Origin of the sequence: Streptomyces sporangiiformans, assembly GCF_005768555.2 — a bacterium.
GTDB classification, from domain to species: Bacteria; Actinomycetota; Actinomycetes; order Streptomycetales; family Streptomycetaceae; genus Streptomyces; species Streptomyces sporangiiformans.
The window spans coordinates 1-11,553 of sequence record NZ_VCHX02000081.1; the positions used below are offsets into that span (position 1 = coordinate 1).

An 11,553-nucleotide genomic window follows, 5' to 3' on the forward strand; every position below is an offset into this window, starting at 1 on the left:
CGCAGCGAACACCGGCGAGGAATCCAACAACTCCACCGCCATCCCCACCCACTGCGCCCCCTGCCCCGGAAACACAAACACCGGACGGTTCACGGAGTCCGGGGCGAAACCGGAGCAGTGCGGCGCCCGCAGCGCGGTCACCATGGCCGAGGGATCCGAGCCCACCGCCATCGCGCGATACTCGAATGCGGTACGTCCCGAGAGCAGCGACCAGCCCACCTCCACAGCGCGGGGAGCGGTGGCGGTCACGCAGGCGTCGAGTCGTTCGATCTGCGCCTCGAGTGCCTGTGGTGTACGTGCCGAGACGAGCCACGGCACCACCACACCGTCGGCCGGTTCGGCCGGTTCCGCGGATGCCGCGGCGCGCTCCTCCTCCACGGGTTCGGGCTGTTCGAGGACGACGTGCGCGTTCGTACCGCTGATACCGAAGGACGACACACCCGCCCGCCGCGGACGGTCCTCTCCGTCCCACGACCGCGCCTCCGCCAGCAACTCCACCGCGCCCGCCGACCAGTCGACATGCGGGGTCGGCTCACCGGCACACAGCGACTTCGGCAGCACACCGTGCCGCATCGCCATCACCATCTTGATGACACCGGCGACACCGGCCGCCGCCTGGGCGTGTCCGATGTTGGACTTCAGGGAGCCCAGCCACAACGGACGCTCCTCCGCCCGCTCCTGCCCGTACGTCGCGATCAACGCCTGCGCCTCGATCGGATCACCCAGCCGCGTCCCCGTACCGTGCGCCTCCACCACATCCACATCCGCCGCCGACAGACCCGCGTCCGCCAACGCCGCCCGGATCACCCGCTGCTGAGACGAGCCGTTCGGCGCCGTCAACCCATTCGACGCACCGTCCTGGTTCACCGCCGAACCCCGCACCACCGCCAACACCCGATGCCCACGACGCCGCGCATCCGACAACCGCTCCAGGACCAGGACGCCCACGCCCTCGGCCCAGCTCGTACCGTCGGCACNGACCAGGACGCCCACGCCCTCGGCCCAGCTCGTACCGTCGGCACCGGCGGCGAACGGCTTGCACCGGCCGTCCGGAGCCAGCCCGCGCTGACGACTGAACTCCGTGAACATGCCGGGGCCGGCCATGACCGTGGCTCCGCCCGCGAGGGCGAGCGAGCACTCACCGGACCGCAGCGACCGGACCGCCATGTGCAAGGCCACCAGCGACGACGAACACGCCGTGTCGACCGTCACCGCGGGACCCTCGAGCCCCAGCGTGTACGCGATGCGCCCGGACGCCACACTCGCCGTGGTGCCCGTGAGTACGTGGCCCTCGACGTCATCGTCGCCCTCGTACAGACGGGGTCCGTACTCCTGTGCGGTGGCACCGACGAAGACGCCCGTGGGGGTGGACTGGAGGGAGCGCGGATCGAGGCCGGTGCGCTCGACGGCCTCCCAGGCGGTCTCCAGGAGCAGCCGCTGCTGCGGATCCATCGCCAGCGCCTCGCGCGGTGAGATCCCGAAGAACGCGGCGTCGAACTCCGCGGCGTCGTACAGGAATCCGCCCTCACGGACATAGCTGGTGCCGGGCCGTTCGGCGTCGTCGTCGATGAGCGCGTCGAGGTCCCAGCCGCGGTCGGCCGGGAAGGAGGAGACCGCGTCGACCTCGTCGCGCACCAGTCGCCAGAGGTCCTCGGGTGACTGGACGCCTCCGGGGAGGCGGCAGGCCATGGAGACGATGGCGACGGGCTCGTCGGAGGGACGGGCGGCCGGAGCCGCGGTGGCGGGCGCGTCGGTGCCGCTCAGTTCGCGGTCCAGATGGCGCGCCAGGCGGGCGACGGAGGGGTGCTCGTAGAGCACCGTGTTGGGCAGCCTCAGCCCGGTGACCAGGTTGAGGCGGTCGCGCAGTTCGACGGCGGTAACCGAGTCGAAGCCGAGTTCCTTGAACGAACGTGTGACGTCGACGGCCTCCGCGTCGCCGTGGCCGAGGACGACGGCCGCGTTCTCCCGTACCAAGCTCAGGCTGTCACCGCGGGCGTGGGCCGCCTCGGGCCCGGCACCTGACGCCACCTCGGGCCCGGAGCCCGACACCACCGAGGGTACGGAACCGGACGCCGCCACAGGCACAGAGCCGGACGCCGCCTCGGTGGCGGCGGTAGCCGGGGGATGCACGGCCCCGCTGATCCAGTGACGCCGCCGCTGGAAGGCGTACGTGGGCAGGTCCACGGTGGCGGGTGTGCGGCCCGCGAAGGCGGGTGTCCAGTCGACGTCGGCGCCACGCGTCCACAGCTCGCCGAGGGAGGTGTAGAAGCGGGCAAGTCCTCCGTCGTCGCGCCTCAGGGTGCCGGTGACGACAGCGGGCGCGTCCGGGGTGGTGGCCTCGGCGGTCTCCTGAAGCGGGACGGTCAGCACGGGGTGTGGGCTGACCTCGACGAACGCCCCATGCCCTGCGGTGGCGAGGGCCCGTACGGCCGGTTCGAGGAGGACCGGCTGCCGCAGGTTGGCGTACCAGTAGGCGGCGTCGGTTCCGGTCTCGTCCAGCCAGTCGCCGGTGACGGTGGAGAAGAACGGCACGTGCGGCCGGCGAGGGGTGACGGGGGCGAGCACCCGCAGCAGTTCGTGGCGTACGGCTTCCACATGAGCCGAGTGGGAGGCGTAGTCGACGCCGACGCGCCGGACGCGGATGCCCTGTGGTCCGGCCGCGGTGGCCAGTTCGTCCAGTGCCCGCGCATCGCCGGAGACCACCGTCGACGAGGGGCCGTTGAGAGCGGCGACCGTGATGCGGCCGTCCCAGGGTGCGATCAACTCCTCCGCACTCTGTCTGGGCAGGGCCACGGAGGCCATCCCACCGGGCCCGGCGATGGCGGCGAGTGCCTTGCTGCGCAGGGCCACGACCAGGGCGCCGTCCTCCAGGCTCAGTGCGCCCGCGACCACGGCCGCCGCGATCTCACCTTGCGAATGCCCCGCCACCGCGGCAGGCACCACACCATGGGCGCGCCACAGCTCGGCCAGCGACACCATGACGGCCCACAGGACCGGCTGGACGACGTCGGCGCGGTCCATCGGGGGTGTGTCCGCGTCGCCGCGCAGGACGGCGGTCGGGGACCAGTCGAGGTGCGGGGCGAGGGCGGCTTCGCACTCGGCGAGCCGGGCGGCGAACTCCGGGGAGGTGCACATCAGTTCGGCGGCCATGCCGGGCCACTGGCTGCCCTGCCCGGGGAAGACGAAGACGGCGCTGTTCACGGCGTCCCCGGCAGGTCCGGGGGACATGGAGGCGGCCAGGGCGGTGAGGATGGCGTCGGAGTCGGTGCCGACGCCCACCGCGCGGTGGTCGAAGTGGGTGCGGGTGGTCAGCAGGGACCAGGCGATGTCCACGGGGTCGGCGGCGCCGGTCACCGTGGGAGTGGCGCCGCCCGTCACCGTGGGGTGGGCGGCGAGCCGGTCCGTCTGGGCGCGCAGGGCCTGCGGTGTCCGGGCCGACACCAGCCACGGCACCACCGGGCGGTCGGTGCCGGCGGTGCACGGCTCGGCGTCGGCCGAAGACGACCGTGTCGGCGCCTGCTCCAGGACCAGGTGTGCGTTGGTGCCGCCCATGCCGAAGGAGGAGACGCCCGCGACGAGGGGGCGGGCGGCGTCGGCCGGCGTCCAGTCCGCCGCCTCCTGCTGGACGCGCAGCCCGAGCGCGTCCATGTCGATGGCGGGGTTGGGGGTGGCGTAGTTGAGGCTCGGCACGAGCCGGCCGTGGGCGAGGCAGAGGACGACCTTGATCAGTCCCGCGATGCCGGCCGTCCCCTCCAGGTGGCCGATGTTGGTCTTGACCGAGCCGACGCGCAGGGCCGTGCGGCGGGTCGGCGCCGTACCGAGGACCGCGCCCAGCGCCGTCGCCTCGACGGGGTCGCCTGCCCGGGTTCCGGTGCCGTGGAGTTCGACGTAGTCGACGAGGCCGGGGTCGACCCGCGCCCGGGCGTACGCCTGCCGCAGGACGGTTGCCTGAGCATCGGCGTCGGGGGTGGTCAGACTGGTGCCGGCGCCGTCGTTGTTGACCATGCCGCCGCGGATCAAGGCGTGGATGCGGTCGCCGTCGGTGAGGGCCTTGGACAGGGTCTTCAGTACGACGAGGCCGGCGCCCTCGCCACGGACGAATCCGTTGGCGCGGGCGTCGAAGGTGTGGCACTGCCCGTCGGGGCTGAGGGCTCCCAGGTGCGCGACGGCGAGTGTGCCGCTCGCCAGGAGATTGAGGTGCACCCCTCCGGCGAGCGCGAGTTCGCAGTCGCCGTTGCGCAGGCTGTCGCAGGCGAGCTGGACGGCGACGAGCGAGGAGGACTGGGCGCTGTCGACGGACAGGCTGGGGCCGGTCACCCCCAGCGCGTAGGAGAGGCGGTTGGCGATGAGGCCGCGGTTGAGGCCGGTCATCGTGTGGTGTCCGATGCCCTCGGGGCCCTGGCGGTGGACGAGTTGGGCGTAGTCGGAGACGTCGGCGCCCACGAAGACTCCGGTGGCCTTCGGGACCCGGTCGGCGGGCGTGCGTGCGTGTTCCAGCGCCTCCTGTCCGAGTTCGAGCACGAGCCGCGCCTGGGGGTCCATCGCCTCGGCCTCGCGGGGCGAGATACCGAAGAAGTCCGCGTCGAAGTCCGCCGGGGCGTCGAGGAAGCCTCCCCTGAGGGGGATGGGGCGTCCGTCGGGCCCGGCCGGCGCCGTACCGGACAGCGCCTCGTCCCGGCGCGCCTGGGGAGTGTCGGTGATGGCGCTGCGGCCTTGTTCGAGGAGGCTCCAGTAGGCGTCCGGTCCCTCGGCGCCGGGCAGCCGGCAGGCGAGGCCGACGACGGCAACGGGCTCGTGTTCCGAAGCGGTGGTCCAGGAGGCCGCGGAGACCGGCTCGTTCATGAAAGGCACTCCAAACACCAAGAGGACAGGGTCGGGGCGCCAACACGGTTGCACGTTCCCACCCCGCCGGCCTCGCTCGCGCCAGGTGCTCTAGGGGAATCTCTAAGCGGTCTCCGTCCGCCCCCTTCGGCGGTCACCGGCAGCCTCTTATAGCGAGGAACGATGTGCGGGCAACAGCCAAAACTTTAGGAGTACGCCGGAATTCCGCAGTCCATGCTGTGACCAGGGCAGCCGGCCGTCGAAGCCGCTGACCCGTGTGGGCCCGGAAGGCGGCGCACACCGCACAACCCGGCGTCCAGGGAAGGGATGAGACAATACCGATGACCGCGACAAGCCCGGTGCTCCCGGCGCGCACCCCCGATTCCCGGGCGGCATCCCTGCTGGCGGAATCGGCGGCGGCCGTCGACGGCGGCGTGATGACCCATAGGGAATTCTTCCGCTGGCTCGACGAGCGCAGAGAAGAACAGGCCCAACGAGTAGAGCGCGTACCCTTCGAAGCACTGCGCGGCTGGGACTTCGATCCCCGCACAGGGGATCTGCGGCACGCCACCGGAGGTTTCTTCTCCATCCGCGGGCTGCGGGTGCGTTCCGGTTTCGGTCCGGTGCGGGAATGGTCGCAACCCGTCATTCTCCAGCCCGAGATCGGCATGCTGGGTATCGCGGTACGTGAATTCGGCGGCGTCCTGCACCTGTTGATGCAGGCGAAATCGGAGCCGGGCAATGTGAACGGGGTGCAGCTGTCCCCGACCGTGCAGGCCACCAAGAGCAACTACACCCGGCTGCACGGCGGGTCGGCCGTCCCGTACCTGGATTCCTTCCGCGTGCCCGATCCGCGCAAGGTGGTGGCGGACGTGCTGCAGTCGGAGCAGGGATCCTGGTTCCTGCACAAGCGCAATCGCAACATGGTCGTCGAGGTGGGGCCCGAGGTCGAGGCGGGGCGGGATTTCTGCTGGCTGACACTTGGTCAGGTCAATGCCCTTCTGCATCACGACAACCTGGTCAACATGGATGCGCGAACGGTCCTTTCCTGTCTGCCCGACTGGCGGTACGCAAGCGGCGACTCGGCGCGGGACCACACGTCGGCGCTGCACAAGGACCTGGAGATCCGCAGTTGGATCACGCGGCGCCGGGCGGAACACGATGGCGCGGTCGAGCTGATCCCCCTGAAGGACGCCGAGGGCTGGCGCCGGTCGGGCGACGCGCTGTCGCATGCGCGCGGACTGTTCTTCAGCATCGTCGGCGTCGACGTGTCCTCCGGGCGGCGTGAGGTCCCTGCCTGGACGCAGCCGCTGCTCCAGCCCCATGGGACGGGTATCGCCGCGCTGCTGGTGAGGAATATCGGAGGGGTGCGGCACGCGCTGCTGCGTGCCCGGGCCGAACCTGGTTTCCTCGACGTGGTGGAACTGGGCCCGACCGTACAGTGCGCTCCGGAGAACTACGCGCATCTGCCGCCCGCAGATCAGCCGCCCTACCTCGAAGAGGTCCTCCGCCGGCGGTCGGCCGGCGTGCTGTACGACACAGCGCTGTCGGAGGAGGGCGGACGTTTCCGGAACGCGCAGAGCCGCTACATGATCATTGAGGTGGAGGAGGACTTCCCCACCTCGGCCGCAGAGGACTTCCGTTGGGTGACACCGTGGCAACTGGACGCACTGCTGAAGTACAGCCATCATCTGAACGTCCAGGCCAGGACGTTGGTCGCGGCGCTGCGGACGCTGTGACCGGCGGGGACGCCGCGACCGGAGCGGACGCCGTGACGGGCGCGGACGCTGTGACGGACCGGGCAGGCCGTCCGCTGCGGCTGGGTGCGCTGGGTACCTCGTCCATCGCGTGGCGCCGTACGCTGCCCACCGCCGTGCGTGTGCCCGAGGTGGATCTGGTGGCCCTCGCGGGGCGGTCCGCGGACAAGGCGGAGCGTTTCGCCGCGCACTTCGGCTGCGCGGCGGAGTCCGGCTTCGACGCGCTGCTGGAGCGGCCGGACGTCGAGGCGGTGTACATCTCCCTGCCCACCGCGCTCCACCACGAGTGGGCGGCGAAGGCGATACGGGCGGGCAAGCACGTCCTGGTGGAGAAGCCGGTCGGAGTGGACGCCCGTGAGGCACGGGAGTTGTGCGCCCTCGCCGAGGAGCACGACGTGGTGCTGCGGGAGAACTTCATGTTCCTGCACCATCCTCAGCACTCTTTCGTGCGGGACTTGTTGGAGAAGGGGCGCCTGGGCACCCTCAGTTCCTTCCATGCCGCCTTCTGCATCCCGCCGCTGCCCGCCGACGACATCCGGTACGCGAGCGACATGGGCGGTGGTGCCCTGCTGGACGTGGGGGTGTACCCGCTGCGGGCGGCGGGACTGCTTCTCGGGCCGGGTGTTCGCGTGGCGGGAGCGACACTTCGGACCAGGGCTACGGACGGGCTGGACCTGTCGGGGCAGGCGCTGCTGGTGTCCCCCTCCGGGGTCCTGGCCCACATCGCCTTCGGCTTCGAACACGCCTATGCGTCCACGTACACCCTCTGGGGTGATCGTGCGCGGGTGACGGTGGACCGGGCCTTCACGCCCCCGCCGGCGTACGAACCGGTGGTGCTGCTCGAGGAGCAGGGGCACCAGGAGCGGTTCACGCTTCCGGCAGCCGATCAACTGGGCGCCTGTCTCGCCTCGTTCGCCGCGGCGGTGAGAGCGGGGGGCACCGACTCGGCGCGGGAGGGAGCCGACCTGAGACATGACACCGTGGCAGCGATGGAGCTGGTCGAGGCGGTCCGCCGGGAAGCGGTGCGGGTGACCGTCGACCAGTAGGGGAATGCATGCCACTTGTCGGACACGCGGGCAACCGACTGCATCGTCACCATCATTTGGAACCATGAATTCACGGATCAAGCACAGCAATTCTCTGACCTTCACACAGGAGGCCAGGAGGGCTCAGATAGTACAGGCCGCAATCGAGACGATCGCCGAACTCGGATGCTCGAAGGCATCATTCGACAAGATCACCAGACATGCGGGCCTGAGTAGCACCGGCATGATCTCCTATCATTTCTCCGGAAAAACAGAGCTGTTCATGGAGATCGTCAACACCATCCATGGAATCGCCGGCGAGGTTTCCCGATCCCACATCAACAACAAAGACACATACCGGGAGAAGGTTGGCGCATACATCCAGGCCAACTTCGATTTCGTCTCCAGGTACCCGGCACACGCCAAGGCTCTCGCGGAAATCGTCGCGCTCAAGCACTGCCGGGGAATAGACGGTCTTGAGAGCGTCGAGCGGCAGGTCATGTCCGTGGACCGACTGGTCGATCTCCTCGAAGAAGGCCGCAGCGCCGGGGAGTTCGGGACATTCGACTCCCACACCATGGCGATGGTGATCCGCACGGCGATCGATGCCTTCTTTCAACGTCACTTCTCCCGCTCCGAGCTCGACCTCGACCGCTGCGCGCGGCAGTTGACGGACATCTTCGACCGTTGCACACAACCGGCCGACCGCACCGGCGCCGGCTCTCCCGCCGAACAAGCCCAGAAGGTGTTCCCGTGACGCCCTCCGCCGCCTCCCGCCCCGCCGAAGAACCGCCCCGCGCCCCGTCCGGCCCCGCAGCCGGCACACCCGCCCCGGCCCATGACTCCCCCGACGGTTCTCCGGTCGACGCAGAGGCGCAGGGCGCCGTGCGCTCCTCCTCGTCGGCGGGGGCCTTCCTGCTGACCGTCGTCTTCGACATCGTCCTGCCGATCGGTCTCTACTACACCCTGCGTGGCGCGGGGTTCAGCGAGGTGTCCGCACTCCTTCTCAGCGGTTCCGCCCCCGCCGCGCACGCGCTGTACGGGGCCGTCAGGCACCGGACGATCAACGCCATCGGCGTGTTCACCCTCGCCATCCTGGCCGTGAGCGCTCTGGCCACGCTGGTGACCGCGAATCCTCGCGCCGCGCTGGCGCGCAACGGCGCCTTCACCGCCCTCGCCGCCGTCTGGCTGTTCATCACCCTGTTCACGAAGCGGCCCTTCACCTATCAGGCGGCGAAGGCGATGCTGCCGCGCCGGAGCGCGGCACTGGAACACCTGCTGGCGACGGACCCGTCCTTCGTCCGCGTGTGGCGCGGACTGACGGTGATGTGGGGGTGGGGTCTCCTCGTGGACGCGGCCCTGCGCGTGGTGATGGCCTACACGCTGCCCGTCGACACGGTTCCGGCGCTGGACGGCGCGCTGTACGCGGTGACGTGGATCGCGCTGCAGGTCGTCACCCAGATCACCCTGTACCGCACCGGAACCCTTCGCAAGATCTTCGCCGACGGCCCGCCGTCCTCCGCGCAGGCGCCACAGCAAGGCAGATGACCATGCCCGCCCGCGCCGGGAGGTGAGTGAACGGATGGGGACACGACCGAGGCTGCTGGCCATCAGCGATCTGCATGTCTCCTCCCAGGAGAACTGGCAGTTCGTGGTCCAGGCCCGCCCGACCACCGACGAGGACTGGCTGCTGCTCGCCGGAGACGTGTCCGAGAGGGCGGAGGACATCGAACTCGTCCTGCGCACCCTGTCCCAGCGGTTCGCCAAAGTGGTGTGGGTGCCGGGCCACCACGAACTGTGGACCGTGGACGACGACTCCCTCCGACTGCGCGGAGAGGCCCGCTACCGCCACCTGGTGGAGATGTGCAGGTCGGTGGGGGTCGTCACGCCGGAGGACCCCTACCCGGTGTGGCAGGGGCCGGGCGGTCCGCTGGTGGTGGTTCCGCTGTTCCTGCTCTACGACTACACCTTCCGCCCCGAAGGCACGGCCACCAAGGCGCAGGCTCTTCAGCGCGCGTACGACGCCGGTGTCGTCTGCACCGACGAATTCCGGCTCTTCCCGGACCCCTACCCCGACCGGGAATCCTGGTGCCGCGCCCGGGTGGCCGAGACCGAACGCCGCCTGACCGCGCTCGATCCCGCCCTGTCCACCGTGCTGGTCAGCCACTGGCCGCTCCTGCGAGAGCCGACCCGGGTTCTCTGGTACCGCGAGCTCGCGCTGTGGTGCGGTACCGAACTGACAGCCGACTGGCACCGCCGCTTCCGGGCGGCGGCCGTCGTCTACGGCCACCTGCACATTCCGCGGACGACCTTCCACGACGGCGTGCGCTTCGAAGAGGTGTCCGTCGGCTATCCGCGGGAGTGGCGGCGCCGCGGCCACCCGCAGGGCGCCCTGCGCGACGTCCTGCCCGCACGCACCCTGGCCCCGGGAGCGCCGCTCCTGTGATCGGCGGTCACACGCGCTCGAACACCGCCGCCAGCCCCTGCCCACCGCCGATGCACATGGTCTCCAGTGCGTAGCGGGCCTGTCTGCGGTGCGTCTCCCAGGCCAGCGTCGCGAGGATACGTGCCCCGGTGGCGCCGACCGGATGGCCGAGCGAGATGCCGGAGCCGTTGACATTGATGCGCTGCTCATGGTCGGTGCCGGTCAGGCCCAACGCGCGGGTGCAGGCCAGGACTTGGGCCGCGAAGGCCTCGTTGAGCTCGATGAGGTCGAGGTCGCCGAGGGTGAGACCGGCCTTGCCCAGCGCGGCCTCGGTCGCCGGGACGGGGCCGAGGCCCATGGTCGCGGCGGGGACGCCGGCGCGGGCGAACGAGACCAGTCTGAGCATCGGGGTCAGCCCGAGCCGGTGGGCGGTCTCGGTGGTGGTGACCAGACAGGCGGCGGCCGCGTCGTTCTGACCGCTGGCGTTCCCCGCGGTGACCGTCGCCTCCGGGTCCGTCTTGGCCATGACGGGGCGCAGCGCGGCGAGTTGCTCCGCCGTGGTGTCGGGCCGCGGATGCTCGTCGGTGTCGACGACCGACTCCCCCATGGGGGTCCCCCCTGCTCGAGCGGAGCCGAGAGCTTGGGGGAGGGTGCGGACGACGACGGGGACGATCTCGTCCTTGAACAGCCCCTCGTCGATCGCCCTCGCCACCCGCTGCTGGGAGCGCAGGGCGAGAGCGTCCTGGTCGGCCCTGCTGATGCCGAACTCGCGCCGCAGGTTCTCCGCGGTCTCGATCATGCCGCCGGGCACCGGATACCTGTCACCACCGGCCGTGACCCGCCCCCGCGCCAGCGCGTCGTGCAACTGCAGACCCGGGCCCTTGATGCCCCAGCGGCCCTCGTGCGTGTAGAACGGGGCCCCGCTCATCACCTCGACTCCGCCCGCGACGACCACCTCGCTGAATCCGCTGCGGATCTGCATCGCCGCGTCGAGTACGGCCTGCAGGCCGGAGCCGCAGCGGCGGTCGATCTGGACGCCGGTCACCGTCTGCGGCAGGCCCGCGTCGAGGGCCGCGACCCTGCCGATCGCCGGGGCGTCGGAGCTGGGGTAGCTGTGGCCGAGGATCACTTCGTCCACGTGTCGGGCGTCGATGCCACTGCGCCGTACCACCTCGGCGATGACCAGAGCGGCCAGCTGTGCGGGGCGCTGCCCCGCGAGAGCGCCACCGAACCTGCCGATCGGCGTACGCAACGGCTGACACACGACGATGTCGGGCTGGGCGGGCATGACGGGGCCTCCTGCTGCATGGACGTAATGGGACAACGGCTCTTCGTGAGCGTGACACCGGCGCATTGAGCGCGTCCAATACTCAATTCGGCCGCGTGTGATAGGTGGGAGGTCTCAATGTTGGGGGCGTCCTGTCAGCGGCTGAGGGGGGTGGGTGTTTTCGCCCCCGCCGCCCCTACCCATTCCCATCACCTGGGGCTCCGCCCCAGACCCCGCCAGGGGGCCAGCCCCTGGACC

At 70.6% G+C, this 11,553-nt stretch carries 7 protein-coding genes and 1 pseudogene; 5 read left to right on the plus strand and 3 right to left on the minus strand.

Features of this window, described 5'->3' with window-relative positions; genetic code table 11:
* Both FGD71_RS48605 and FGD71_RS08720 read right to left on the minus strand, forming a co-directional pair.
* The coding region (locus FGD71_RS48605; protein WP_425329663.1) for a ketoacyl-synthetase C-terminal extension domain-containing protein at positions 1–977 on the minus strand (977 nt) is incomplete at both ends.
* Between the two features lies 1 nt (position 978).
* Positions 979–4,842, minus strand: a pseudogene (locus FGD71_RS08720) (type I polyketide synthase); the annotation flags it as partial.
* A 320-nt stretch (positions 4,843–5,162) separates the two neighbouring features.
* On the opposite strand from FGD71_RS08720, the gene FGD71_RS08725 reads away from it, so the two are divergent.
* The 5 genes from FGD71_RS08725 (at position 5,163) to FGD71_RS08745 (ending at position 10,049) form a co-directional block, all read left to right on the plus strand.
* Entirely contained in the window at positions 5,163–6,560 is a 1,398-nt protein-coding gene (locus tag FGD71_RS08725) for an NDP-hexose 2,3-dehydratase family protein (protein WP_119099810.1), read from the plus strand.
* Complete coding sequence (locus FGD71_RS08730; RefSeq protein ID WP_240436472.1) at positions 6,557–7,624, plus strand: Gfo/Idh/MocA family protein; 1,068 nt, start codon at positions 6,557–6,559, stop codon at positions 7,622–7,624. Before FGD71_RS08725 ends, FGD71_RS08730 begins: the two co-directional genes overlap by 4 nt.
* A 64-nt stretch (positions 7,625–7,688) precedes the next feature.
* Entirely contained in the window at positions 7,689–8,360 is a 672-nt protein-coding gene (locus tag FGD71_RS08735) for a TetR/AcrR family transcriptional regulator (RefSeq protein ID WP_162931075.1), read from the plus strand.
* Positions 8,357–9,151 carry a VC0807 family protein gene (locus FGD71_RS08740; protein WP_119099812.1) on the plus strand — a complete coding sequence of 265 codons (795 nt, stop codon included), beginning with the start codon at positions 8,357–8,359 and terminating at the stop codon, positions 9,149–9,151. Before FGD71_RS08735 ends, FGD71_RS08740 begins: the two co-directional genes overlap by 4 nt.
* A 34-nt stretch (positions 9,152–9,185) precedes the next feature.
* A complete protein-coding gene (locus tag FGD71_RS08745; RefSeq protein ID WP_119099813.1) occupies positions 9,186–10,049 on the plus strand; it encodes a metallophosphoesterase family protein in 864 nt (287 codons plus the stop codon).
* 7 nt (positions 10,050–10,056) lie between these two features.
* On the opposite strand, the gene FGD71_RS08750 is transcribed toward FGD71_RS08745, so the two are convergent.
* On the minus strand, positions 10,057–11,316 hold the full coding sequence (locus tag FGD71_RS08750; protein ID WP_119099814.1) for an acetyl-CoA C-acetyltransferase: 1,260 nt from the start codon (positions 11,314–11,316) through the stop codon (positions 10,057–10,059).
* Positions 11,317–11,553: the final 237 nt, after the last annotated feature.